Annotated in this window: 29 protein-coding genes; 11 read left to right on the top strand and 18 right to left on the bottom strand. The window is 61.9% G+C overall.

Annotated elements, in window-relative coordinates; genetic code table 11:
• The first annotated feature begins 13 nt into the window (after nt 1-13).
• Together ILT44_RS20425 and ILT44_RS20420 are read left to right on the top strand one after the other, a co-directional pair.
• Nucleotides 14-403: a VOC family protein gene (locus ILT44_RS20425; protein WP_307826600.1), complete on the top strand. Its 390-nt coding sequence runs from the start codon at nt 14-16 to the stop codon at nt 401-403.
• A 100-nt stretch (nt 404-503) separates the two neighbouring features.
• Nucleotides 504-1,451: an acetamidase/formamidase family protein gene (locus ILT44_RS20420; RefSeq protein WP_204241460.1), complete on the top strand. Its 948-nt coding sequence runs from the start codon at nt 504-506 to the stop codon at nt 1,449-1,451.
• Here ILT44_RS20420 and ILT44_RS20415 read toward each other — a convergent pair.
• Both ILT44_RS20415 and ILT44_RS20410 read right to left on the bottom strand, forming a co-directional pair.
• Nucleotides 1,448-2,698, bottom strand: a complete 1,251-nt coding sequence (locus ILT44_RS20415) for a DUF763 domain-containing protein (protein WP_204241459.1) — start codon at nt 2,696-2,698, stop codon at nt 1,448-1,450. The genes ILT44_RS20420 and ILT44_RS20415 overlap by 4 nt on opposite strands.
• 235 nt (nt 2,699-2,933) lie before the next feature.
• Entirely contained in the window at nt 2,934-4,433 is a 1,500-nt protein-coding gene (locus tag ILT44_RS20410) for a DEAD/DEAH box helicase (RefSeq protein WP_204241458.1), read from the bottom strand.
• A 268-nt stretch (nt 4,434-4,701) separates the two neighbouring features.
• Here ILT44_RS20410 and ILT44_RS20405 point away from each other — a divergent pair, with 268 nt between their 5' ends.
• The 3 genes from ILT44_RS20405 (at nt 4,702) to glpK (ending at nt 9,023) form a co-directional block, all read left to right on the top strand.
• Entirely contained in the window at nt 4,702-5,901 is a 1,200-nt protein-coding gene (locus ILT44_RS20405; protein ID WP_204241457.1) for an MFS transporter, read from the top strand.
• A gap of 89 nt (nt 5,902-5,990) precedes the next feature.
• Complete coding sequence (locus ILT44_RS20400; protein WP_204241456.1) at nt 5,991-7,511, top strand: glycerol-3-phosphate dehydrogenase; 1,521 nt, start codon at nt 5,991-5,993, stop codon at nt 7,509-7,511.
• 15 nt (nt 7,512-7,526) lie between these two features.
• A complete protein-coding gene (glpK, locus tag ILT44_RS20395) occupies nt 7,527-9,023 on the top strand; it encodes a glycerol kinase GlpK (RefSeq protein ID WP_204241455.1) in 1,497 nt (498 codons plus the stop codon).
• 40 nt (nt 9,024-9,063) lie between these two features.
• Here the strand turns inward: glpK and ILT44_RS20390 are convergent, their stop codons facing one another.
• On the bottom strand, nt 9,064-9,489 hold the full coding sequence (locus tag ILT44_RS20390) for an HIT family protein (protein ID WP_204241454.1): 426 nt from the start codon (nt 9,487-9,489) through the stop codon (nt 9,064-9,066).
• 443 nt (nt 9,490-9,932) lie between these two features.
• On the opposite strand from ILT44_RS20390, the gene ILT44_RS20385 reads away from it, so the two are divergent.
• Complete coding sequence (locus tag ILT44_RS20385; RefSeq protein ID WP_204241484.1) at nt 9,933-10,127, top strand: con-10 family general stress protein; 195 nt, start codon at nt 9,933-9,935, stop codon at nt 10,125-10,127.
• A gap of 75 nt (nt 10,128-10,202) precedes the next feature.
• On the opposite strand, the gene ILT44_RS20380 is transcribed toward ILT44_RS20385, so the two are convergent.
• The 5 genes from ILT44_RS20380 to ILT44_RS20360 form a co-directional block, all read right to left on the bottom strand.
• Entirely contained in the window at nt 10,203-10,754 is a 552-nt protein-coding gene (locus ILT44_RS20380) for a hypothetical protein (RefSeq protein WP_204241453.1), read from the bottom strand.
• Nucleotides 10,755-10,761: 7 nt separating this feature from the next.
• Entirely contained in the window at nt 10,762-11,016 is a 255-nt protein-coding gene (locus ILT44_RS20375; RefSeq protein ID WP_204241452.1) for a hypothetical protein, read from the bottom strand.
• A gap of 306 nt (nt 11,017-11,322) precedes the next feature.
• Complete coding sequence (locus ILT44_RS20370) at nt 11,323-12,051, bottom strand: PRC-barrel domain-containing protein (protein ID WP_204241451.1); 729 nt, start codon at nt 12,049-12,051, stop codon at nt 11,323-11,325.
• 366 nt (nt 12,052-12,417) lie between these two features.
• Nucleotides 12,418-12,948, bottom strand: a complete 531-nt coding sequence (locus ILT44_RS20365; RefSeq protein WP_204241450.1) for a hypothetical protein — start codon at nt 12,946-12,948, stop codon at nt 12,418-12,420.
• A 303-nt stretch (nt 12,949-13,251) separates the two neighbouring features.
• The gene (locus tag ILT44_RS20360; RefSeq protein ID WP_036347878.1) at nt 13,252-14,058 is read right to left on the bottom strand and encodes a response regulator; all 807 of its coding nucleotides are present in this window, start codon (nt 14,056-14,058) and stop codon (nt 13,252-13,254) included.
• A 182-nt stretch (nt 14,059-14,240) separates the two neighbouring features.
• Between ILT44_RS20360 and ILT44_RS20355 the strand changes: the two genes are divergently transcribed.
• On the top strand, nt 14,241-14,465 hold the full coding sequence (locus tag ILT44_RS20355; protein ID WP_204241449.1) for a NepR family anti-sigma factor: 225 nt from the start codon (nt 14,241-14,243) through the stop codon (nt 14,463-14,465).
• On the top strand, nt 14,462-15,007 hold the full coding sequence (locus tag ILT44_RS20350; protein ID WP_204241448.1) for a sigma-70 family RNA polymerase sigma factor: 546 nt from the start codon (nt 14,462-14,464) through the stop codon (nt 15,005-15,007). The genes ILT44_RS20355 and ILT44_RS20350 overlap by 4 nt, the downstream gene beginning before the upstream one ends.
• Nucleotides 15,008-15,107: 100 nt before the next feature.
• On the opposite strand, the gene ILT44_RS20345 is transcribed toward ILT44_RS20350, so the two are convergent.
• Nucleotides 15,108-15,281 (bottom strand): DUF1328 domain-containing protein, encoded by a 174-nt coding sequence (locus ILT44_RS20345; RefSeq protein WP_204241447.1) that lies wholly within the window; start codon nt 15,279-15,281, stop codon nt 15,108-15,110.
• A 197-nt stretch (nt 15,282-15,478) separates the two neighbouring features.
• On the opposite strand from ILT44_RS20345, the gene ILT44_RS20340 reads away from it, so the two are divergent.
• Complete coding sequence (locus ILT44_RS20340; RefSeq protein WP_204241446.1) at nt 15,479-15,682, top strand: hypothetical protein; 204 nt, start codon at nt 15,479-15,481, stop codon at nt 15,680-15,682.
• A gap of 57 nt (nt 15,683-15,739) precedes the next feature.
• Here ILT44_RS20340 and ILT44_RS20335 read toward each other — a convergent pair whose 3' ends face one another.
• Together ILT44_RS20335 and ILT44_RS20330 are read right to left on the bottom strand one after the other, a co-directional pair.
• Entirely contained in the window at nt 15,740-16,600 is an 861-nt protein-coding gene (locus ILT44_RS20335; protein WP_204241445.1) for an SDR family oxidoreductase, read from the bottom strand.
• 240 nt (nt 16,601-16,840) lie between these two features.
• Nucleotides 16,841-18,172 (bottom strand): solute carrier family 23 protein, encoded by a 1,332-nt coding sequence (locus ILT44_RS20330; RefSeq protein ID WP_204241444.1) that lies wholly within the window; start codon nt 18,170-18,172, stop codon nt 16,841-16,843.
• A 189-nt stretch (nt 18,173-18,361) separates the two neighbouring features.
• On the opposite strand from ILT44_RS20330, the gene ILT44_RS20325 reads away from it, so the two are divergent.
• The gene (locus ILT44_RS20325) at nt 18,362-19,381 is read left to right on the top strand and encodes an alpha/beta hydrolase (RefSeq protein WP_204241443.1); all 1,020 of its coding nucleotides are present in this window, start codon (nt 18,362-18,364) and stop codon (nt 19,379-19,381) included.
• A gap of 9 nt (nt 19,382-19,390) precedes the next feature.
• Here the strand turns inward: ILT44_RS20325 and ILT44_RS20320 are convergent, their stop codons facing one another.
• Both ILT44_RS20320 and ILT44_RS20315 read right to left on the bottom strand, forming a co-directional pair.
• Nucleotides 19,391-20,338, bottom strand: a complete 948-nt coding sequence (locus ILT44_RS20320; RefSeq protein WP_239468404.1) for an NAD(P)/FAD-dependent oxidoreductase — start codon at nt 20,336-20,338, stop codon at nt 19,391-19,393.
• 261 nt (nt 20,339-20,599) lie between these two features.
• The gene (locus ILT44_RS20315) at nt 20,600-20,851 is read right to left on the bottom strand and encodes a hypothetical protein (protein WP_204241441.1); all 252 of its coding nucleotides are present in this window, start codon (nt 20,849-20,851) and stop codon (nt 20,600-20,602) included.
• A gap of 372 nt (nt 20,852-21,223) precedes the next feature.
• On the opposite strand from ILT44_RS20315, the gene ILT44_RS31925 reads away from it, so the two are divergent.
• Nucleotides 21,224-21,601, top strand: coding sequence for an HNH endonuclease signature motif containing protein (locus tag ILT44_RS31925; protein ID WP_204241440.1), 378 nt, complete (start codon nt 21,224-21,226; stop codon nt 21,599-21,601).
• Nucleotides 21,602-21,881: 280 nt separating this feature from the next.
• On the opposite strand, the gene vapC is transcribed toward ILT44_RS31925, so the two are convergent.
• The 5 genes from vapC to ILT44_RS20285 form a co-directional block, all read right to left on the bottom strand.
• Nucleotides 21,882-22,298, bottom strand: coding sequence for a type II toxin-antitoxin system tRNA(fMet)-specific endonuclease VapC (gene vapC / locus ILT44_RS20305; RefSeq protein ID WP_204241439.1), 417 nt, complete (start codon nt 22,296-22,298; stop codon nt 21,882-21,884).
• Nucleotides 22,295-22,513: an antitoxin gene (locus tag ILT44_RS20300; RefSeq protein ID WP_204241438.1), complete on the bottom strand. Its 219-nt coding sequence runs from the start codon at nt 22,511-22,513 to the stop codon at nt 22,295-22,297. The genes vapC and ILT44_RS20300 overlap by 4 nt, the downstream gene beginning before the upstream one ends.
• 268 nt (nt 22,514-22,781) lie before the next feature.
• Nucleotides 22,782-23,123 carry a hypothetical protein gene (locus ILT44_RS20295; protein WP_204241437.1) on the bottom strand — a complete coding sequence of 114 codons (342 nt, stop codon included), beginning with the start codon at nt 23,121-23,123 and terminating at the stop codon, nt 22,782-22,784.
• A 43-nt stretch (nt 23,124-23,166) separates the two neighbouring features.
• Entirely contained in the window at nt 23,167-23,838 is a 672-nt protein-coding gene (locus ILT44_RS20290; RefSeq protein WP_204241436.1) for a hypothetical protein, read from the bottom strand.
• A gap of 30 nt (nt 23,839-23,868) precedes the next feature.
• Nucleotides 23,869-24,513, bottom strand: coding sequence for a nucleoside triphosphate pyrophosphohydrolase family protein (locus ILT44_RS20285; protein ID WP_204241435.1), 645 nt, complete (start codon nt 24,511-24,513; stop codon nt 23,869-23,871).
• Between the last annotated feature and the right edge of the window lie 164 nt (nt 24,514-24,677).

The raw sequence follows: 24,677 nt of genomic DNA, 5'->3' as shown, positions 1-24,677 counted from the left end.
ATGGAGACGAACCATGAAGCCCACGCTGCTTGCGACGAAGAATGCCCTCGCGACCGTCGCGGTCAAGAACCTGGCCAAAGCCAGAACCTTCTATGAGGATACGTTGGATCTGAAGCCCGTCGAAGGCGATGAGGAAGGCGTGCAGAGCTACCGTGCCGGATCCTCAACCCTCCTCGTCTACGAATCGACCTTCGCCGGCACCAACAAAGCGACCTCCGTCACCTGGCCTCTCGGCGACGATCTGGATACGGTCATTCGGGATCTGAAGGCGAAAGGCGTCACCTTCGAGCGTTACGACATGCCAGGCGCAAAGCATGACGGCGATGTCCACGTCTTCGGCAAGCTGCGTGTGGCATGGTTCAAGGACCCAGACGGCAACATCTTCAATCTCGGAAACTTCTAGAGCGGAGGCGGACCGCGCTCCGTTGCCCCCGATGAAAGAAAATGCCACACAGCCGAGATGGCTGCACTGGCAGCTTTTCGCAGCATGAGCAGACATATCCGTGGCCACACACCGACTCGATGCATCACCTGAGACCATCCACTGGGGCTATTTCGACGCGCAGCTCCCGCCAGTTCTGACGATTAATTCCGGAGACACGGTCACGATCTCGACCGTCTCCGGCGGACCGGAGGCGATGCCCAAGGCGCCCTTCGTGATCCCACAGGCGCTGTCCGCCATTCACGCGGCCCACAAGCCGAAGCTGCCGGGGCATATCTGCACGGGCCCTGTGGCGGTGCGCGGCGCCAAGGCCGGTCAGGTTCTCGAGGTCCGCATCAAGGACGTCGCGCTGCATTACGACTGGGGCTTCACCTATTCCGCACCGCTGAAAGGGGCCCTTCCCGACGATTTCGACGAGATCCATTTCATGACCATCCCGCTCGACCGCGAGCGGATGACGGGCAGGCTGCCCTGGGGTCTGGAACTGCCTTTGAAGCCGTTCTTCGGCGTGATGGCCGTTGCTCCGCCCGCCGCCTGGGGTGCTCTCAGCACACTGCCGCCACGCCGCAACGGCGGCAATATCGACAACAAGGAGTTGGTGGCCGGCTCGATTCTCTACCTGCCGATCCATGTGGACGGCGCCCTGTTTTCCGTGGGCGACGGGCACGGGGTCCAGGGCGACGGCGAGGTCTGCGTCACGGCCATCGAGACCGGACTCATCGGCACCTTCGAGCTGCATCTGCGCGAGGACATGCACCTCACCTGGCCGATGGCCGAGACGCCGACGCACGTCATGACCATAGCCTTCGATCCGGACCTCGACGATTGCGTGGTGATCGCGCTGCGCACCATGATCGACCTGATCGCCGCGCGCACCGGGATCACCAAGGCAGAGGCCTATGCCCTGTGCAGCCTTGCGGCGGATTTGCGCATCACCCAGGTGGTCAACGGCAACAAAGGCGTCCACGTGATGCTCGACAAGAGCCTGCTGCAGCCTGCCCGGCGTTAATCGGTTTCCGGCGGCGGCTCGTCGCCGAAGACGGAGCGTCCGCCATAGGCATGCGATGTCGCCCGCTCCTGCCTGATGTGGTCGTCCACATTGCGACCCGTGGCATGGCGTTCGAGGGCGCGCGCCTGATCGTCGAGCCGCTTCAGGGCGAAAAGCTCCTCCTGCTGGCCGAGCCTTGCCTTCTGCACAGCCGATTTCAGCACGCGGATTGTCTCGTCATAGACGCGAACCGGCACAGGATACGGGTGCCTGTCCTTGCCGCCATGGGCGAAGGAGAACCGGGCGGGATCGCTGAACCGGCAGGGCGTGCCGTGCACGACCTCCGCCACCATGGCGAGTGCCTCGACGGTCCGCGGCCCCACGCCCGGCGTCAGGAGAAGGTCGGGAAAGTCCGTCGGCCCACGGTCGGCCGCAGCCGCAAGGCTCCCGTGCAGCCGACGCAGCACCACATCTTTTGCTCGAACATCGTGATGCTCAGGCATGATCAGATGCGGCAGAAGAGGCTGCGGGCTCGCTGCTGGGGCCGCTTCCGCGTCACGCTCCTCCAACGCCAGGAATTTGCGGGCGATGCCGTCGGGTCCAAGTGAATCCAGAATCGCAATCTGCGCCTTGCGCGAGGCCTCGGCCCGCCGGTCGGTGAGATTGACGATCGTGCCCTGCCCTTTGCCATCGATGGCCGTATGCGGCTCGTCGACGAAGCTTTCCAGATCCTCGGACAGCCAGTGATAGCGGCGCGCCTGCCGGCGCCCGTCGTTCATGCCCTGCTGGACCACCGCCCACTTGCCGTCATCCGTGACGATGAAGCCATGCAGATAAAGATCGAACCCATCCTGGATCGCGGCGCTGTCGACCTTCGCCACCAGTCGGCTTGCATTCGCGAGAGCCGAGCCGTCGAAGCCGACGCGCTCGCCGATGGCGATCAGCTCATGCGGCGTCTGCCGCGAGTGCTTTCCGCGCCCGCCGCAGACATGAATGCCGAGCTCCTTCGAGAGCGGCGTCAGCCCGCGCTTCAAAGCCCCGATGACGCTGGTGGTGATGCCGGAGGAATGCCAATCCATCCCCATGACGGCGCCGAACGACTGGAACCAGAACGGATGGGCGAGCCGGCGCAGCAGCTCGTCCCGGCCGTAATGGTGCACGACGGCCTCGCTGATCACGCCGCCGAGACGCGTCATGCGATCGGCCAGCCACTTCGGCACATAACCGGAATGCAGCGGCAGATCGGCGCTTCCGGCGCGCTTGGCCATCGGGCAGGGTCTCCTGGAAGCTGAATATTTCGGCAGCCTCACCTGTCCCATGGGGAGAGGTCGGACCGCAAGGTCCGGGTGAGGGGGTACAGTCTTATCCGGAGAGGGCATAACCCCTCACCCGCCGCGCTGACGCGCGTCGACCTCTCCCTCAGGGAGAGGTGAACCAGCGCCTCGCCTTCATAGCCTGCCTCAAGAAAAAGGCGCCCGAAGGCGCCTTTCCTGTTCTTAAGCCTTAGCGGCGGCGGGGGCTCTTTTCGAGCCAGGCCACCTGGGCGCCGTCGCCGCGGCGTCCTTCCGAACGGTTCGCAGCAGGCTTTGCTTGAGCAGGCCGTTGCCCTTGAGCAGGACGCTGGCCTTGGGCCGGACGCTGCTGGTTGCCGGAGGGCTGGCCGCCCTGCGGCTGACCGTTGCCCGCAGGCTTTCCGCCGCGACTGCGCCGACGCTGCGAACCCTTGTCGGCGTTCGCTTCAGCGCTACGCGACTGCCCGTGGCCTCCATGCCCGCGGGCGTGAGGAGCCGGACGGCCCCGCTGCGGCTGACCGTTCCGTTGCGACTGCTCGCGGCGCGGCTCGGAGGTTTCAGCCACGGCCGAAGCGGCAGGAACACCCTCGGGAAGCGGCATGACCGGCACCTTGAGGCGGGTCAGCTTCTCGATGTCCTTCAGGTACGCCTTCTCCTCGTCGTTGCAGAACGAGATGGCGAGGCCCGTCGCCCCGGCGCGGGCCGTGCGGCCGATGCGGTGGACATAGGATTCAGGCACGTTCGGCAGGTCGTAGTTGATGACATGGGACACGCCATCGACGTCGATCCCGCGCGCGGCGATGTCGGTCGCAACCAGAACACGGCAGGTGCCGGCGCGGAAGGCGGCGAGCGCCTTTTCACGCTGCGGCTGGGACTTGTTGCCGTGGATGGCAGCTCCCACGATGCCGGCCTTGTCGAGGCCGCGCACCACCTTGTCCGCGCCGTGCTTGGTGCGGGTGAAGACGAGGACGCGCTCGATCGACGGATCGCGCAGGAGCGTCTCGAGCAGAACCTGCTTGCGGCCGGTCTGCACGAAGATGATGCTCTGCTCCACACGCTCGGCGGTGGTCGCCACAGGGGTGACGGCCACATGGGCCGGATTGCGCAGGAAGGACTCGGCCAGCGTCGAGATCGTCTTCGGCATGGTCGCCGAGAAGAACAGGCTCTGACGCTCCTTCGGCAGCATGGTCACGATGCGCTTCAACGCATGAATGAAGCCGAGATCGAGCATCTGGTCGGCCTCGTCGAGGACGAGGATCTCGATCTCGCGCAGGGACAAGGCCCTGCGGTCGATGAGGTCGATCAGGCGTCCCGGCGTGGCGACGAGCACGTCGACGCCATTGGCCAGCGCCTTCTCCTGGCGGGAGATGGTGACGCCGCCGAACACGACCTCGGTGGTGAGCCGGAGATTGCGGCCATAGGTGCGGAAGCTGTCCGCGATCTGGCTCGCCAGCTCACGGGTCGGGCTGAGCACGAGCACGCGGGGGCTCTTGGCCCGGCGCGGCTTCGGGTTCTCGGACAGGCGGTGCAGGATCGGCAGCGCAAAGGCGGCCGTCTTGCCGGTGCCGGTCTGGGCGATGCCGCAGACGTCGCGGCCTTCCATAGCATAGGGGATGGTCTGGGCCTGGATCGGCGTGGGCTTCTCATAGCCTTCAGCGGTCAGGGCCTTCAGGATCGGCTGGGCCAATCCGAAATCGGTAAAGAGTGTCAAAGGAGGTGTACTTTCGAACGGATGCGGTGAGCCGCAAAGAAGGTTCGGCTGTCAAGCAGGGCGCTTCAGGGCTCTTTAGGGAAACAGCCCGCGTGATGGGGCCGTCTTATGATGGAGCGAATGAAGAAGGGGACCGGGGTTTTCGCTCATGCGAATATCCGTCACGCAGTCCCGCTCAAGCTGCTCGATGATCGAGCGCCGTCGCCTGCTGTGCATATGGAGGTTTAAAGCCTATCCGTCAACCCACGGGGTATGACATAAAGCGAGAATGTCACCCTCGCGCATGCCTTGGCGCTTCGTCTCGGCCCTGTCCTTCACGCAACTGATCTCCTACGGGACGCTCTTCTATGCCTTCGCGCTGATCATCGAGCCGATGGAGCAGGAACTCGGATGGTCGAAGACAGCCCTGACCGCCGCCTTCTCCCTGGCCCTCGTCTCATCGGCCTTCTTCGCAGTGCCCGTCGGACGGCTGATCGACCGGGGTTACGGAAGGGCGGTGATGACCGGCGGCTCGGTTCTCGCCGCCCTTCTCCTCGCTCTCTGGGCCGGAACGGAGCATTACCTTGCCTTCGTGCTGATCTGGATCGGAATGGGCGCTGCCATGAGCAGCGTATTCTATGAACCCGGCTTTGCAGTTCTCGCCTCGCATCTGGGGCTCCTGACCCGGCGCGGCATCACCATCATGACCCTCGTCGGGGGCTTCGCCAGCACGGTTTTCATTCCCCTCACCCATCTGCTCATCGAGGCTTACGGCTGGCGCGACTCCCTTCTCGTCCTGGCCGCCTTCAACATCGGGATCTGCGCTCTGCTCCATGCCGTCAGCATCCCTGCGGCGCCTGCCCGGACGAAGCATGGGACGGAAGGCCGCTCGGCTGGGGTATCTGCGTCCAATCCCCGTCGCGTCCTCGTCAAGCCGGCCTTCTGGTTCTTCGTGATCACCAGCATCCTCCAGGGCATGATCTCGACCGGAATCCCCGTCCACCTCATTCCGATCTTTCTTGAACGCGGGTTTTCCATCGACGCGGCCGTAGCCGCCTATACGATGATCGGACCGGCCCAGGTGGCCGCGCGGTTCCTCACCGGTTTCGGCGAGCGGGCCATGAGCCTCAGAGGGATCGGGGTCGCGACCATGGCCCTGAGCGTCCTTGCCTTTCTGGCGCTCCCTTTCATTCCGGCAGGCTCGTGGCTGATCCTGGGCTTTGCGGCCCTATACGGGGCGTCCAACGGGATGCTGACCATCGTGCGGGCCCTGCTCCCGCCTGAATTGTTCGGTCGCGAGGATTACGGCGCGATTCAGGGCATGATCGCCATGCCGGTCCGGATTGCCATGGCAGCCGCGCCTTTTGCCTTCGGTGCCCTCTGGGCCTGGTGGGGCAACTATGATGCCGTTCTGGTCCTCTGCCTCGGCATGGCCGTGTGTGCCTTTGTCGCTTTCATGCTAAACTTGGCCTTGGCGAAGGAGCCCTGAACAACCTCGAGAATTCTCTTGCCTTAGACGGCTAAAGAAACCATGTGCAGGGCACCGGGACAGCCCGGATTGAAGGAAAGACGCGTTCCGTGACGACAGTGACCGATCTTCTGATTGTGGGCGGCGGCATCAATGGCGCCGGCATCGCGCGCGATGCCGTGGGCCGGGGCCTCTCGGTGGTGCTCTGCGAGCAGGGCGATCTTGCCGGCTACACCTCCTCCGCCTCCACCAAGCTGATCCACGGCGGCCTGCGCTACCTGGAATATTATGAGTTCCGGCTCGTGCGCGAGGCCCTGTTCGAGCGCGAGCGCCTGCTGGAATCCGCCCCTCACATCATCTGGCCCCTTCGCTTCATCCTGCCCCACGAGAAGGGCATCCGCCCGGCCTGGTTCGTGCGCCTGGGCCTGTTCATGTACGACCACCTTGCCCCCCGCAAGAAGCTGCCCGGCACGGAAGGCATCAAGCTCACCCGGCACCCTGCCGGCCAAGCCCTGAAGCCCGGCTTCGACACCGCCTTCGTCTATTCCGACTGCTGGGTCGAGGACAGCCGCATGGTGGCGCTCAATGCCCTCGACGCGTTCGAGAAGGGGGCGGATATCCGGGTGCGCACCAAGCTCACCTCCGCCCGCCGGGACGGGCAGACCTGGATCGCCAACCTCCAGGACGTGGAGACCGGCGAGAACCAGGAGATCCGTGCCAAGGTCATCGTCAATGCGGGCGGCCCCTTCGTGGCCGATGTTCTGAACGCCAAGCTCGGCCTCAACACCACCAAGAACGTGCGCCTCGTGAAGGGCAGCCACATCGTGGTGCCCAAGCTCTTCGACACCAAGGAAGCCTTCATTCTCCAGAACACGGACAAGCGGATCGTCTTCGCCATTCCGTATCAGGAGAAGTTCACCCTGATCGGCACCACCGACATCCCGGTTGAGTCCGTGCCGGACAAGAAGGTGGAGATCACCCAGGACGAGATCCAATACCTCTGCAACGTGGTGAACCACTTCTTCAAGCGCGAGGTCACCCCGGCGGAAGTGGTGTGGACCTATTCCGGCGTGCGCCCGCTCTTCGACGACGGCTCGACCAACGCCTCCGCCGTGACCCGCGACTACGTGTTCGACATGGACGCGCCGCAGGGGCAGGCGCCAGTGCTGTCGATCTTCGGCGGCAAGATCACCACCTTCCGCAAGCTTTCCGAGCACGCCCTCGAGGAATTGAAGGCCTACTTCCCCGACATGAAGCCGTCCTGGACCGAGAAGGCCAAGATGCCGGGCGGCGACATGCCGGATGCGGATTTCGACCGCTTCTTCGCCACTGTGCGCCAGCGCTGGACTTTCCTGCCCGAGCCCCTCGCCCATCGCCTCGCGCGAGCCTACGGCACGCGCATCGCGGAGCTTCTGGGACAGGCGAAGTCGCTCGCCGACCTCGGCGAGGATTTCGGTGCGGGCCTGACCGCTGCTGAGGTCGATTATCTGGTGCGACACGAGTGGGCGCGCACGGCCGAGGACATCCTCTGGCGCCGCTCCAAGCTCGGGCTGCATGTCCCGGTTGACGCTCCGGCCCGGATCGATGCCTATTTGGCCAGGAAGAACGTGGCGTCCGTCGCCGCGCAATAAAAATCGGGGAAGGACATGGCTCACTATGTCGGTGCCATCGACCAGGGCACGACCAGCACGCGCTTCATCGTGTTCGACAGGGCCGGAGCAATCGTCTCCGTCGGCCAGAAGGAACACGAGCAGATCTATCCCGGGCCCGGCCATGTGGAGCACGACCCGCTCGAAATCTGGCGCAACACGCAGGACGTCATCCGGGAAGCCCTGGCGAAGAATGGGTTGAAGCCTCAGGACCTCGCCGCCATCGGCATCACCAATCAGCGCGAGACGACGCTGATCTGGGACAAGCGCACCGGCAAGCCTCTCCACAACGCTCTCGTCTGGCAGGATACCCGCGTCGATGCGATCGTCGAAGAGTTCGCCCAGGATGGCGGCTATGACCGCCTGCGGGCCAAGACGGGCCTGCCGCTGGCGAGCTACTTCTCCGGCCTCAAGCTGCGCTGGCTTCTCGACAACGTGCCTGGCGCCCGCGCGAAGGCCGAAGCCGGCGACGTGCTGTTCGGCAATATCGATACCTGGCTGGTCTGGAACCTGACCGGCGGCGTCAACGGCGGCTGCCACATCACCGACGTCACCAATGCCAGCCGCACGCAGCTGATGAACCTGGCAAGCCTCGAGTGGGATGAAGAGATCCTGCGGCTCTTCGACATTCCGCAAGCCTGCCTGCCGCAGATCCGTTCCTCGAGCGAGGTTTATGGCGAGGCCACCGACAGCATGGCCGGCGTGCCGATCGCCGGCATTCTCGGCGATCAGCAGGCGGCACTGGTTGGCCAGGCCTGCTTCCAGCAGGGCGAGGCCAAGAACACCTACGGCACGGGCTGCTTCATGCTCATGAACACCGGCGAGACCCCCTACCCCTCGAAATACGGGCTCCTCACCACCGTGGGCTACCGCTTCGGCCAGGGGAAGACGGTCTATGCCCTGGAGGGCTCGATCGCGATCGCGGGAGCTCTCGTGCAGTGGCTGCGGGACAATCTCGGCATGATCGAGAAGAGCCCCGACATCGAAACCCTCGCCCGCAGCGTCGACGACAATGGCGGGGTGACCATCGTGCCGGCCTTCTCGGGCCTCTACGCGCCGCACTGGAACTCCCACGCCCGCGGCCTAATCGGCGGCCTAACCCGCTACGCCACCAAGGCGCACATCGCCCGTGCGGCGCTCGAGGCCACGGCTTTCCAAACCCGCGAGGTGCTGGAGGCCATGGCCAAGGACACCGGAATCGCGGTCAGGGAGCTGCGCACCGACGGAGGCATGGTCGTCAACGAACTGCTGATGCAGTTCCAGGCTGACATCCTCGACGTGCCGGTGGTGCGCCCGAAGGTCATCGAGACCACGGCCCTGGGGGCGGCTTATGCGGCCGGGCTGGCAACAGGCTTCTGGAGCGGGACGGATGAACTGGTGCGCAACTGGGCCATCGACAAGCGTTGGAAGCCCGCCATGGACGCCTCCCGCCGCGAGCGTCTGAACGTTGTCTGGAACAGGGCGGTCTCGCGTTCTCTCGATTGGGTGGAATAGCCCAGAAAAAGGAGCGGCAGACGCCTGCCGCTCGTGCTCTTCATGCCTCAGACAGCGCCGTGCGGATCCTGGCAGCCATTTGCGTCAGCACCTCAGGTTTTTCCATCTGACCCGTGTGAGGCTTCAGCGGCACGCCCTCAAAGCGGGGAATCACATGGAAGTGGATGTGGAAGACGACCTGCCCCCCCGCGCTTTCATTGAACTGCTGGATCGTCAGCCCCTCGGCTGACAGCGCGCTCTTGGCAGCCTTTCCCACGACCTGCACCGCTCTGGCGAGCTCGGCGAGGTCATCGGGCTCGATGTCCAGGATGTTGCGGGCTTTGACCTTGGGAACAACGAGCACGTGCCCGTCGCCACGGGGCATGACATCCATGAAGGCTAGGACACGATCCGTCTCGTAGACCTTGTGACAGGGCAGCTCACCGCGAAGGATTTTCGCAAACACATTATTGTCGTCGTAAGTCATCTGATCCTTATCCTCTGCCGTCCTCGTCAGGAGCGCATGGAAGGAGGCGCTCGCTCAATCTTTATACCGATGCAGCCTGTCGGAGCACTACTCCGTCGCCTTCTCTTCGACTTGTCGCGATACCCATGAGGCAGCCTGAATTCAGCACCCTACGTTGCAGTGCGATAGGGGATCTTCAATGACTTGCCTTTGAGAGCTCATCTATTGCCAAATATAGCCACATTTCCTCATCTGTATCGAGGCAAGTACCTTCTTGGTTCATATTCCTACTGACAAGTTGTTGCCTTGTTTCCCAGGGGCGAACATTTGACCGAAGCGCAACAATTTGCGTGGCCTGAATTATTTCGCAGAATTTTTTGCAAAGGTTGCCCCTCCTTAACCGGAACCATCGAATCCGCGAGCGGTTGAAGAAGCACGAACACCACTCGATAAGGAGGCATAAAATGGCGCCAGCTAGTTCGACTTCGAAGCGTGGCTTCGCGTCGATGGACTCTGATCGGCAGCGTGAAATCGCGAGCAAAGGCGGTAAGAGCGTGCCCGCCGAAAAGCGGTCTTTCTCGCAGGATCGTGAGCTTGCTTCCGAAGCGGGCCGCAAGGGCGGTCAGGCCTCGGGCAATACACGCGGCAATCAGGAATAATCTCTGCTCTCATACTATAAAAAGGGGCCGCTCAGCGGCCCCTTTAATCTTGGAATGAGCGATCAGCAAAAAGCATCAGTGCTGTCGGAAGCTGAATTCGGCCCTGTTCAGGCTGGAACCGATCAGAACCTCCTCGGGCTCCTTGTAGCCCATCATGGCCCTGAAATCGGAAAGGCTCGGAACCTCGAAGGCAAGAGCACCGAGATCAAACTGGTGGACCATTTCACCCGCCAAAGCGGCCATAAAATCGAGCGACTCGATCTCCAGAAGGCGGGCTGCTTCGAGAGCGACACCCGATGACGGATCACGCGAGGCCCCGATCATGGTCAGGAGACAGTACTCGTCCACGCTTCCGTGGCGGGAACCGACCTGCCGGTAGACGAAGGGCCGACCGCGCTGCCGCGTCAGGGCGAAAGCCAGAAGAAGGGCGTCGGAAACGATGCTCTTGGCAGCCTCGGGCTGGGTATAAGCTGTCAGCGCCTGCTCGGACCCATCGAGCATTGCCAGATCATATTGGTTCTCGAGGCGGCTGAGAGAACGGAACACGTCGATGACGGGGACGGTGCTTGGATGCAGGAGGACCGCCACGGAACTTGATGGGAACGGGTGCGACAATGCTTCGACCATGCCGCCCTCAGCTGGACGCCAGTGGGGCGACACTGGCACATGCCCCAGCCGGCACGACATGGGGCCAGGCCGGAACGACGAGATGGCGCCTGAGCATCAGGGGACAGGTCACCTCATCCTGGTAGGAGACGGAGATCACGCCGCTCAGCATGAAAGCTACGGATGGCTTGTCTCTGGTAGAAGAACTCGAGGGCATCCGGGAGAACTCGTCGGGCAGCTCCTCCTGGCAAAGCACGGCATCCAATTCGTTCGTTGCTGTCATCGCTCCCTCCGCATCGTGTTCGAAACGGCAACGTATGCGCCGGACCCCAGTTCCTTATGCGGCAAGAAGTCCAGCCAGGCTCGTCGGGACAAGGCTGAAAATTTTCAAAAAGTGGCGGGAACCGGATTGAGGAAGACGGTGTTATGCCTGCAACCGGTCCGAATGCCCCCTTGGACTGGCACCTTAGAGGCGCAGCCGAATTGGCTGCGCCTTTTATTTTGCCGGAAGCGCAGGAATTGCTGGCAGAATCAAAAACGGCACCTGGAAATCCCAGGTGCCGCTTGACAGATCAGAAGGACGAACCGGTTACGGCTTGGGAGCAGTGGTCGTAGCGCCGGTCGAACCGGTAGTCGAACGGTTGCTGCTGTTGTCGCCATCCTCGTCAAAAGCCGGAGCCGCCTGAAGTTCAGCCTTCGTCATACGCAGGACTACACGCTCAGGCTGGTTCTGCTTGGCTGAGGCATTGCTGCTGGTGGTGTTGGCAGCCATGTTGGAGGAGCCGGCCGTGCCTGAGCCCGTCGCGGTGGTGTTGCCTGTCGCGGTCGAGCCGGTCGTCGCAACACTGCTATTGCCGCCGGTGTTGCTGCTGTTCATGGCCTGAACCTGCTGAGCGTTCATGAACTCGAGCGACTTGAAGGGAACAGCCACATCCTTCTCACCAATTCCGAGGAAGCCGCCGACGCCGACCACGGCTGCCATGATCTGACCATTGCGGTCCACGATCACGTCATTGATGTCGCCGATGGATTCATTGTTCGTGCTGACCACGCGGGTGCCGATCAGGTCGGAAGCCATCATCTGGTTGGCTTCCATCTTGGTCATGAACTGACCCTGCATGCCGCTGCTCTGGTTCATCGTCGTTGAGGAGCCGGAGGAGCTGGGCTGCATGGCCGGCGAGCCGGTGCTGGTGGTGCCGGAGCCAGAAGCGGCCGGACGGTCGGTCGGGGCCGACGGGGTGGTCGAGGTCTGTGCGAGGGCGGGCGCAGCCGCGAAAGCCGTCACTACAAGGCAAGCTGCCATATGCTTCTTCAGCATTGCTTATTTCTCCTGAGGGTACATTAAATCGCGTTAAGCGCCAAAGTGCGCGGGAGATAAACGTTCAGCAGCAGCAACCGTTCCGAAGATTGACCTGATCAAGTCAATGTTACGGGCCGCTTGTCATTCAAACAATAAGATGAATACTTATTAATATTATGAGACAGCAAACGATCCTTGGTGCCTCTCTTGCAAAAAGCGGCACCTTACACACTAACCAGAGGAACCTTCGTTGCGAAGAATGGTTCCCAATCCTTCAACGCAGGTGGCTGCGAAGGATGGGGCGCCAGATCCGGCCGTGACAGGCGAAGCCCACTAGTAAGGCAAGACCGAATCCGCTTCCGCGATCGCGCCATTCGTTGTCTGTCAGGAAAGGGATCGTTCCAGGAACGCCAGGCAAAGACTCGGCATTCTGTCGGAACTGCCTTTGGCCAGGGGGCTGACATCGGCCATGCATCCGACCGGCTTCCGGCTCTTCTGCTTCTGCTCGCCAGGAGCTTCGTTGCCCTCCTGCCGCCTGACAGGGTGCTGAGCGACAGGAGTTTGCAAATCCTCCTTGAGGGTGACAACAGGCAGATCCGTGTCACGGGCATAGATGGTGGTCCCCAAGCGGGGGTCGGACTTGTAGAGCACCTTTCCGTCACGGTCCCGGAGAATCACCATGGCCTCTGTGACGCCGACCAGTTCAACGATTGACACGGTCGCGGGAGCAGCACTCGGCACAGGAGCCGTGATGCGATCTCCCTTTGTCGAAGCATTCATGTGCCAGGGCATAGCAGCATCAGCCAGAACTTCGGACTGAGCCCCCGGGGCCATGTTGAAGGATGCAGGAGCGAAGCTTCCGGCAATGAAGAAAACCCCAGCCAGTCCCACGAGTGCCACAGGGGTACGGAACATCCCTCTCTCCTGATCTTCAACCTCAGCGTTTCGAAATTCAACGCGACCGTATCTTTGATGTTCCTGTCCCCTTACGTAGGAGAGAAGAATAAAAAGAGTAAAAATATGCCGGAACCATTATTTTCGATAAGGCGTTCTTTAAGCACCGGCCTCCTGGTCCTCCCCGCATTCCCCTTGTGCATTGGCCGGCACCTTAGACGGGCTTTAGAGCCCGTCTTTTTTTGTGCCCAATACATGGTCGCCAAAGAAAAGCCCGGCTCTGGAGCCGGGCCATTACTATTTGGATTGATATTCGCTTCAGCGTCAGGCCGTGGCGGCCCGAGCCTCGCGTCGGCGGGCGCTCTGCTGGAAGAACAGCGCCTGGCTGATGACCGCAGATACGTTCGCCGGCTGGAACGGCTTGGCGATCAGGAAGGCCGGCTCCGGCCGTTCGCCGGTCAGGAACCGCTCGGGATAAGCCGTGATGAAGATGACGGGAACCTCGAAGGACTTGAGGAGGTCGTTCACCGCATCGAGACCCGAGCTTCCATCCGCGAGCTGGATATCGGCCAGGATGAGACCGGGCTGCTTGGCAGCTGCCAGCTTGACAGCCTCCGTCCGCGTGCGGGCGACGCCGGTGACGTTGTGGCCTAGGCCCTCGACCAGAGCCTCGAGGTCCATGGCAATCAGGGGCTCGTCCTCGATGATGAGGATGTCCGTAGCCATGTCGGCCGCGAGCTCGCGACCCGCCTCGTCAACGAGATCGCGCACAGTCCGCGTATCGACGTCGAGGATCTGGCCAACCTCCTCCTCACCGAAGCCTTCAAGGCAGGAGAGAAGGAAAGCCTGGCGAGGAAGCGGGGTGATCTGTCCGAGCCGGACTTCCGCCGGCAGATCCCGTTGAATCTGCTCGCTTCGGCCGTTCACCGACAGGGAGTTCCAGATTCGGGTGAATACCTGGAAGAGCTCGACCTTCACGTTGCCAGAGGGACCGATGGTCTCAGGCTCGCTCACAAGCGTTTCCAAGGTGGCGGCCACATAGGCGTCTCCCGCCATCTGGCTGCCTGTCAGAGCGCGTGCGTAGCGACGAAGGTATGGTAAGTGCTGGACGACAAGCTGCGCTGTCGACATTCGCTTCCCCTTAAATGTGCTTTTGACTCATTGTACCGATGGTTCGTTCAACGCGGCGAAGCTGCAAAAGTTCCAAAAATGGAACCGAGTGCAGCAAAGAGCGTTATTGCTCGAAAACGAATATATGGATACTGCCAAGGTTGGTCATCCCTCAGAAATTATGGGATGGCAAGGGGAAGAATATGACGGTTGATAAGGGGAACAAGCTCGCTCGGGCCAGTCTCGACAATTCTTCGAGCAGCCAGCTTGCAACCGATCCTAAGCTCGACAGCGGCAGCCAGAAGCGCATCGGCGACCAACTCCGGGCCATGTATGACGAGCTCATGCAGCAGCCCGTCCCGGACCGCTTCAAGGATTTGCTTGATCAATTGGACAAGAAGAACGGGGGAAAGGAGGGGTCTCAATGACCCCAGAGCCGGAACCTGAGTTACGGGAGGCTCTTCTTGCGGCGGTTCCCAGCCTGCGCGCCTTCGCCATCTCGCTCTCGGGTCAGGTCGATAGGGCGGATGACCTTGTCCAGGACACCCTCCTTCGGGCGCTCTCCAATCTGCACCGGTTCGAGCCCGGCACGAATCTAAATGCCTGGCTCTTCACCATCCTCCGCAATCTCTTTCATTCCGAATACAGGAAGCGCCGCCGCGAGGTCGAGGATCCCGATGGGTCCTATGCCGGTCGCCTGAAGGTTCAACCTGAGCAGGGCTCCCACCTCGACTTCGAGGATTTTCGCAGCGCCCTCGCCCAGCTTCCTGCCGACCAGCGCGAGGCCCTGCTCCTGGTAGGCGCATCAGGCTTCTCCTACGAGGAGGCCGCGAACATCTGCGAATGCGCCGTCGGCACCATCAAGAGCCGCGTGAACCGGGCACGCATTCGCCTTGCCTCGCTGCTGAATGTCGACGACATCGAGGACCTGGGCCCCGACAGCATGACCCGGGCTGCGCTTCAGGGCTGACCCGCAAAGCCTCCCCTTCCCTCCCGACGGCCCCCCTCAAATGACAAGCGCCGCCTTTTGAGGGGCGGCGCTCGACATCATTGAGACTGCCGGATCGGCGTTACATCGGGCTGCGCCCGCGCAAGAGACCAATGACAGCGGAAATGGCGAAGAGAACGATCGCAACGAAGAAGATCAGCTTCGCGATCTCGACGGCGGTGCCGGCAATGCCGCCAAAGCCGAACAGAGCTGCGACCAGAGCGACGATGAGAAAAGTGACTGCCCAACCGAGCATGGTGTTACCTCGCTAACTATACAATCGACTGTAAGCCGACGATGTTCAAACAACGCCAAGCGCGACTGTAGGGTTCCGCCCGCGAGATTTTATTCGCTCCGTTCATCTATGGTTCAAAAGTATTCAAGCAGGCTTTTATTCGCATGGAACCTGCCTTCCACCCACACGTTTTCAAGAACACTTGGGAGAGATGACCAATGAATCGTCCGGTTGCCCTTCGTGCGCTTTTCATCTTTGCAGTTGTTACCGCCTTTGCCGCGATCACCGGTGTGGCTTCTCAGGTCGAGATCGCGGAGGTTCTTTTTCTGATCGGCGGCTCCCTCTCGGTCGTCATGCTGCTCTTCGTGCTGATGACCCCTTCGCAAACTCCGGTTCCGGTGCGCGTGCACCGCAGGCGCTGACATCTCCTGCAGCGCCACAAAGAATTCGGGCGGCTCTTTCGAGCCGCCCTTCTTGTTTTAAGCCTCCGTGGGATCGCCGCCGTTCGGGTGCAGGACCGAGCCAGTGATGTAGGAGGAATCCTCGCAGGCCAGGAACAGGTATGACGGCGCCACCTCGTTCGGCTGGCCGGGACGCTTCATGGGCGTGTTGGCACCGAACTGCTTCACCTTTTCGGCCGGGAATGTCGAAGGGATCAGCGGTGTCCAGATCGGACCCGGCGCGACACCGTTCACACGGATGCCTTCACTTGCGAGCTTCTGAGCCAGGGATCGCGTGAAGGCCACGATCGCGCCCTTGGTGGCGCTGTAGTCGAGCAGATCCGCGCTGCCGCGATAGGCGGTCACCGAGGTGGTGTTGATGATGGCAGTGCCCTTCTTGAGGTGAGGCATCGCGGCTTGGACCATATAGAAATAGCCGAAGATGTTGGTGCGGAAGGTGCGGTCGATCTGATAGGGCGTGATCTCCTCGATATCCTTCTTCGGGTGCTGCTCGGCGGCATTGTTGATGAGCACATCGAGCTTGCCGAAGCGCTGGACGGCCTGATCGATTGCGGAGCGGCAAAAGCCAGGGTCTCCGACGTCGCCTGCAATGGTCAGGCACGAACGTCCTTCCCTTTCCACGAGACGCTTCGTCTCCTGCGCATCCTCGTTCTCGTTCAGATAAAGGATCGCGAGATCGGCGCCTTCGCGGGCAAAGAGAACGGCGACGGCCCGCCCGATGCCGCTGTCCCCACCGGTGATGAGCGCGACCTTGCCCTGCAACCGTCCGCTGCCGGGATAACGGGGCTCGTAATCGGGTCGCGGGCTCATCTCGGTCTCGTGGCCGGGCTGCTGGTCCTGCACCTGAGGCGGCAGGGTCTGGTTCTGGTCGGAGGTCATGCTGTCATCCCTTGTGCGAAGAGGATGCGGGCCTCCAGCCGATCAACTAAAGGCCGAGCAGAACGACGAAGCCCGCGTTGAAGCTCAACGCGGGCTCGAAATGCGTGTTCCTGGAAAGCCTGGAACTAGCGCATCGTGCGGAAAAGTGGACCCGGTTTTCTGCCCCGAACGATGCGCTCTTCAAAGAGTGGAGCATCGGATGGGATCCCAAAAGTGGAGTCCACTTTTGGGTCCGATGCTCTAGTGTGCGGTCTCAGCCCGGTCCGCTGTAGCCGGTGCCATCCGCAGCAGATGATAGAGGATGATGGCGCCGAAGGTCGCCGTGCCGATGCCGTCCAGGGTGAAGCCGCCGACATTCAGCTTGAAGTTGCCGGCACCCAGAACAAGAGCCACCGCCACCGTGATCAGGTTGCGCGGGTTCGAGAAGTCGACCCGGTTCTCCACCCAGATGCGGCCGGCGGTGGCCGCGATAAGACCGAACACCACGATGGAGAGGCCACCGAGCACAGGCCCGGGGATCGTGCCGATGAAGGCGCCGAACTTGGGCGAAAGGCCGAGCAGCAGCGCGAAGCCTGCGGCGATGATGAAGACCAGCGTCGAGTAGATGCGGGTCACGGCCATCACGCCCATGTTCTCGGCGTAGGTCGTCATGCCCGTACCACCGGCAGCGCCCGACAGCATGGTGGCCAGGCCATCACCCATGAAGGCGCGCCCGAGATAGGGATCGAGGTTGCGGCCCGTCATGGCGCCGATGGCCTTGATGTGCCCGAGATTCTCAGCCACCAAAATCACCGCCACAGGAGCGATCAGGCTGATGGCGCGCATGTCGAAGACCGGGCTCTGGAAGGACGGAAAGCCGAACCAGGATGCCGCGCCGATCTTCGTGAAGTCGATCGGCTGACCGAGCCCAAGGACGTTCGCGCAGATGAAGTAGATCAGGTAGCCGACAACACCGCCGATCAGGACCGGCAGACGGCGCCACATGCCCGGCGCATAGACCGCCACGAGGCCGACCGCCACGACCGTAGCGAGGGCAATCCAGCGGGCAAAGTCGCTGCCGTTCTGGTTATCTGGCGTGACGCCGGAGGCGCTGTTGATCGCGATGGGGGCGAGCACGAGGCCGATGGCGGCCACGATGGCGCCCGTGACCACCGGCGGCATCAGCCGCTCGATCCAGCGGTGCCCCGCCAGCTGAACCACGAGTCCGATCAGGAAGTACAGCGCACCGGCCGCGATGATGCCACCGAGTGCCAGGGGGATGTTCGGGTTTGGGCTCCCGACGCTTGCGCCGGTGGCAACCAGGACGGGACCGATGAAGGCGAAGCTGGAGCCGAGATAGCTGGGCACCCGTCCGCCGACCACGAGAAAGAAGATCAGCGTGGCCAGGCCGGAGAACAGGATGGAGACGTTCGGGTCGAATCCCATCAGGATCGGCGCCAGCACGGTTGCGCCGAACATGGCGACCACGTGCTGCAGGCCGACGACCATCATCTGGCCGGTCGGCAGCCGCTCATCCGGCATGATGACCCCTTCGGTCTTCAAGCTCCAGCGCGGCAAGAAACTGTCGGTCATGACTTCATCCCCCAGGTATGACGCCGATCTGTGACGCCGATCTATGACACCTGGGACGGCACCGTAGACTCGCAGCCGGTGGAATGGCTAGGTGGGATAAGGACTTATTAACCGGCGCGAGGGCCCGGATTCTGGACAAGTGCCGTTTCGACAGTCACATCTTGGGAATTGATCTGACGAGGGATAGCCATGCGCAAGAATCATGACGTGCCGGCAGGCGCGGTGCACAGCCTTTGGATCGACAGCCAGTGCCTCAAGGGCAATCTCCTTGGCGATCCCTCCCGGCGGCGGGTCGACGTCTATGTGCCCGCAGGTCACGACGGGCGCGGCCTCCCCCTTCTCGTCGACCTCGTCGGCTACACGGCTGGCGGACCGGCCCACACCAATTGGAAGAACTACGGCGAGAACGTTCCCGAGCGCCTCGATCGCTTGATCGGCGCCGGTGCCATGCCTCCGGTCGTTGTGGCCTTCCCCGACTGCTTCACGCGGCTCGGCGGCAACCAGTATGTCGACAGCGCCGCCATGGGTCATTGGGAGACCTTCCTGATCCGCGAGATGCTGCCCTTCGTGGAGGGCCGCTTCGCGTGCGGCGGGGACGGACGCAGGGGCGTCTTCGGAAAGAGCTCGGGCGGCTATGGCGCCATGGTGCATGCGCTTCGCCATGGCGGCTCGGTGTGGTCGGCCGCCGCCTCCCATTCCGGGGATGTCGGCTTCGAATACCTCTATCACCTGGGCGAGTTTGCCGGTGCGCTGCGTCATCTGGTGGATCACGGCATGTCCATCGAAGCCTTCCTGCGCAAGTTCGAAGCAGGCCCCAAGGCAAAGGACAAGGACTGGCATACCCTGATGCTGCTCGCCCAAGCAGCAAGCTTCGACCCCGATCCGAGCCAGTTTTATGGTATCCGTCTCCCTGTGGATCTCGAGACCTGCGAGGTCATCGACGAGCGCTGGGCGAACTGGCTGCGCTGGGATCCGCTGCGCATGGTGGATGATAGGCAGCACCAGGAAAACCTGCGCAACCTGAAGGCCTTCTACATCGATTGCGGCGACATCGACCAGTACAACATGGTCTACGGCTCACGGATCATGCGCCGGAAGCTCGATGCTGCCGGAATTCCTCACACCTATGAGGAATTCCACGACGACCATTCCTCCGTCGACTACCGGATGGACATCAGCCTTCCGCTGCTGGCCAAGGCATTGTCCTAGGGTCCTCGCTCATGCCCCGCCGGGCTCATCCTCGGTGGGCAATTCGCAATGGTTATGGATATGCGTAGCGGCCAACGCCGCATGGCCCATGCCGACCACGATCTGGTCGAGCCCGCGGACGATATCGCCCGCGGCATAAAGGCCTTTGACGCTCGTCTGGCAATGGCTGTCGACAATCAGGCTGCCTGACGGATCATGCTCGGCGTCTAAGGATAGCGCGAGGTCCGAGCGGTACTTGAGTCCCAAGGCCGAATAGAGAACGTCGAAACGGTGCTCCTTGCCGGCGACGTTCACGGCTGAGATCCGGTCGTTCTCCATGGCAAGGGATTCGACCGGAGCCACCACGACCTTGATCCCGTGCTCGTCCAGCTTGGCCTGCTGCTCCGCATCGAGCTCCAGGTTCTGCCCCAAGGTCAGGAGAGTCACGTCTCTGGAATAGGTCCGGGCGATGAAGACCGCCTCCCCTATGCCATGGGCACCATAGGCGATGACGGCGATCTTCCGGTCGCGGGACTCGTAGCCGTCGCAGATCGGGCAGTAGCGGACGAGACCTCTCTGAACGGCATTCGGCACATCCGGCAGATCGGGCTCGATGTCGACCGCCCCCGTGGCGAGCACGACCCGGCGGGCGGCGATCTGACCGGTGCCGCCATCGTTATCCTCGACCATCGCGATGAAACGGTCCGGCTGCTTGCGCAGGCCGGTGATCCGGCCGGCCTGGATCGTCACGCCGTATTGCTCGAGATTGGCCCGCGCCCGCGCCAGGATGTCCTTGCCGGAAATGCCTTCCGCAAAGACCGGAATGTTGTGGCTCGTCGGGATCCAGGCCGCCCGGGGCGTCCCGCTGTCCACCACCGCGAAGCTGCGCTTGAAGCGGGCCAGATACAAAGCTGTCGTCAAACCCGCCGGCCCTCCGCCGACGATCAGACAATCCAAGATATCCCCGTTGGCCGCCATCCCTCTCCGATCCTCCCGCTGATGTCACAGGAGACACAACACCCGGGAGCGGGAAAAGATCGGGGCGGTTTCAGGTGTTGCAGGGTGTCTCAGCCGGAGACCCGCCACGCGATATTCATTTGGCTTCGTTCTGCCAAAATCACTCTTCGAGAGCCTGCTGCGTCACGCTGCTCTCGGATAGCGGCGCGCCAAGTGGCGGGGCATTCAACACCTGGAGGCCAAGCTTCGGACAAAAAGCGGTTGACGTAACGTCAATTAACATTATAACGTTAAATTGCTGTCCCAGGAGCTTTCCTCATGATGGATGATCAGGATCGGTTTATTGATGCTTCGTATCCTCCCACCGAACTCCACTATGCTATCCGCTCGGCTCGAGCGGTTGTGGAGGCTCTCATCGCACGGGATGAGAACGCCGCTGAAAAAGCCGCCCTGCGCACCTGCCGCGATTGCGATCTCCTGATCCGGCTGATCCGAGAGCTTGTGCTGCTGCTGCGAGATCCGCTCAATCAGCACCTCGGTTTTGATCCGGTCACGACGGCCGCTCTCGTTCGCCGCACGGACCGCGTGCTCGCCCTTGTTGACACGTCGCCCTCACAGACCCTGCCCTCGGCTGCGTCGGACCGCGATTCGAACAGCCAAACCTCTCAGGCTCGTCACCAGTGCGATGGTTCCTCTGGGAAGCAACCGCCCAACGTCGAGCCGCTCTCGGCGCCTGATGTCTTTCAACGACCGACAGTCGCCTCCTTGGGACTGCGCGTTCGGCTCGTTCCCTTTGAGGCAGATGATAGCACCGTCCCTCCAGCCGAAAAGCGACAGGACGACGCGTCTTCGCGGCTGCCGAGCGAAGCTCCTCCTGCCATCGGCTGTTGCTGAGGAGGCCACGTCATGCCTCTGGTGGAAACGTCAGAACTCGGGACGACCCGAAGGTCCCGGCTCTCATCACGGGTACGGCTTGCGATTTGGGAACGAGCCAAAGGGATTTGCGTCCTGTGTGATCGGCGCATTGATGGAGTCCGCGAGCGTTGGATCATCGAGCACATCCGAGCCTTGGAGTTGGGAGGCCAGGACGAGCCCGACAACATGGGCCCTGCGCATGCGACCTGCGCACGGGCCAAGACCCGTGACGATCATCGGCGTGCGGCCAAAGCCAAGCGGCAGAAGATCCGGCATCTCGGCGCCGATAAGACCAAACGCCCGTTTCCGTGCGGGAAACTGAGCCGCTGGAAGAGGAAGATTGATGGCACTATCGTGCCGCGAAAATGACTCTTCATCTCAGTCAGAAAGGTGGCTTGCTGCGATCGAACGAGCGTAACGACCGTCTTGCCAGTCCTCGAAACAGCCGCAGTCTCAATTTTCGCCTATTATAGGCCGCTTGCGTGAGAGAATGAAGTTTGAGTCAGAGCACGGACAAGTTTCATGAACCGCAAACTTGCGGCATGAGTGTCCGCAACGCTCATAGCGGTCCGGACGTATGAGCTGACCGAGCAAGGTTGCCGCGTCGTCACCGAACGAGTCACTTTCAGAGCAGTCCAGCCGTCAGCATTTATCCCTTGGCCCAATTTTCGATTTTGAGGCCACTCACCCGCTGAAACTTTTTCTCATTGTTGGTAACCAGGATCACGTCTAGGCTGTTGGCATGGGCGGCGATCCAGAGATCGTTGTTGCCAATCAGTTCGCCACGAGCAGCCAGCCCGGATCGGATGGTTCCATAGGTCTCCGCCACATCAGTGGCCATCGGCAAGACCGGGATCAGGGCAATCAGTTCATCCAAGACCATGATCGCTTTCCGAGGATCGGGGCCTTTGCGAACCCCATACGCCAGTTCCCCATAGGTTATCACTGAAATAGCCATCGCGCCGGGAGGCAATGCCTTGAACCGCTTCATGACGGCTTGCGGTCGCTCCCGGCGAATGTAGACGCAGATGTCGGTGTCGAGGAGATAACGGGGTTGGGCTGTCATAACCCCTCGCGCTCCTGCGGCGGGCCATCCTCGCGCTCGACATCCGAGAGATCACACAGCAGCTCGAATGCGCGGGCCAGATTTTTGGGTTTCTCCCGCAGGACGATTTCGTCGCCCCGCCGATAGATCTCGACCTCATCGCTCGTCAGCCGAAACTGCTTGGGCAATCTGACGGCTTGGCTGTTGCCTGACTGAAAAACCTTTGCGGTGGCCATGTTTATTCTCCGTATATACATGCAAGTATATACAAAATTGGTGGTAGTTCAAGACGTGCCTTTCGCTGGTCGAGCGTCGCATCTGCCCAGTTGACTGTGACGAATGGATCCGCACTGCGGCTCAGCCTCACCGACGATGAGCCGCGCCACACGCACCACCTCGCATGACCATTCTCGATCGCCCCGGGTGTAGCAGGAATAGTTCCCGACTCGATCGGGAACTTGCATGTTCCAATTGACGAGGCGCAGGGGCGGATCCGGCAACACCTTAGGCCGGACCCCGACCTAGGAACCGCCTGCCCTCGTCGCCTGCGGTGGACACCGAAGGCTCGTTCAACGCCCTCGTCAGGTCACGCACCGCGAACTTGCGGCGCGAGAGCGCGCGGCGCTCGTATCGGTCGGCCCGGCTGAGTTGATCCAGCAAGGTCATCGCGTTGTCGTTTGGGGTGTCATCCTTGATCATCGCCTGAAGACGCTGCACAAGCACAGCTCGGATTTGGCGGGCCCGCAACAGGTCGATTTCTGCTTCAACAATCTGGATTAGCTCCGGCGCGATCTCTTGGACCGTTCCCAATTCGGCGAGCAGATCTTGCGCGAGTTCATCGACCATGCTGGCAAGACCAGGGTGCCGGCTGGCAACCGCGAGACCATGTTTAAGCGCGTTGCGGCTTGCGCGGGCGCGCCCTGCGGGACTGCGGGGACCGGTGCTGTTCTGTGCGTTGCGCCGGTTGGCCTCCCGTTTCTGGCTTGACCCCATCGCCTGTGACCTCCGTGAACTCAGCGTCCTCGATTTCGTGGGTGCGTCGCCGCTGGACCGAACTCCGGTAGCGTTCAAGGTCTTGGATAGCCGCATCGCGCTGGGCTTCGGCGCGTGCGCATATGCGGGTCAGGACCTCTAGCGGGATAGAGTGCGTTTGATAGGCGGAGACCAGAGCCTCTCGTGCTGCGGCACGGTCCTCATCGGAAGGAGCAGCCCGCGCTCCCCGGCGGCGCAGGGCAGGCTCTTGCGCTGACTGCCTTCCACTTTGTTTGCGCACCAGGCTATTCTTGGTGCCGTTGCGATTGGGTGCGGCGTTCTCGCTTGTCGTCGAGGGCGAAGCAAGCAGACATTTCTCGATCATCCGGCAGCGCAGGGTATCCCAGGCGCGGTCAATGATGGTTTGCGTGAGGATCGCTTCAATGGCGTCGCAGGGCTGGAGGTCCGTCGTTATGGCTTGCCGAAGGGCCTTGTATGCCTCCTGATCCTCACCCCGAGCAAGCGCCAGGCCGGTCACAGGGGTTGAGGCGCTCCGTCTACCCTTGGCCCTGATGTGGCTCTTGGACATCTGGGAGTCACTTGCCTTCACCGAAGCGCGTTAGCGCGGTGACGGTTCCGTGAACTGGGCATCAATGATGCCGGCTTCGCTGGATCGGGGGCGTCGGGCTGAGCGGTACCGTTCCAGTTCCTGCAAGATGCGTCGACGGCGCATTTCCGCTGATGAGATCATCCGACCAATTTGATCAAGCTCGGCGCTATGATGAATGAAGGCCTGAGCTATGTCACCCGGGCCGCTTGGACGAACTTGCGAGACTGAGCTCTGCGAATACATGGAAAGTCGCTCTTCGACGAACTTGGCAAATTGCGCCTTGATCTCCGGAGTATTCGCCCGATGGTCTAGCCCTCGCTCTTGAGCCCAGAAAGATATGTCAAGGCCGGCAGCTGCCTCTGCCATTTCCTTTTGAATAGCATCGTTGGTGCGCTTCGCGTCACGAGCCTGCGCCTCAAGAAGTCCGGCCTCGACCTGTCTTAGTCGCTCGATCTCCAAGGTCAGATCGACGATGTCCTTGGCCCAGAAGGCCTCGATTGAATTCTTTGGCTGTAGGGTTGCGAGCATATCGGCGAGACGCTGCCTGTATGAGTGCTCGTCACCCCCAGCAGGCACGGCGAACCGCTCGAAAAGCTTGCGGGCAGCAGTTGGAAGCGAGGGAGGCAAGACGAGGGAGTTGCGCTTTGAGCTCATAGGCCACCTCGGAGAACAGGGCTCAGGTCTCGTTCAGGCTGAGAAACGCACAAGTTCGATCTTTGTTCTAATTTCTTGGAGGCTAATTGTCTGGATGCGAGACCTCCTTGGCATGAGCGATGACCTGGAGGGCTGGCGGCAAAGCGTCTGAATCGGGCGGCTTG

It is taken from the genome of Microvirga arvi, assembly GCF_016892765.1.
Taxonomy (GTDB): domain Bacteria; phylum Pseudomonadota; class Alphaproteobacteria; order Rhizobiales; family Beijerinckiaceae; genus Microvirga; species Microvirga arvi.
This window is presented reverse-complemented; position numbering and strand designations above follow the sequence as displayed.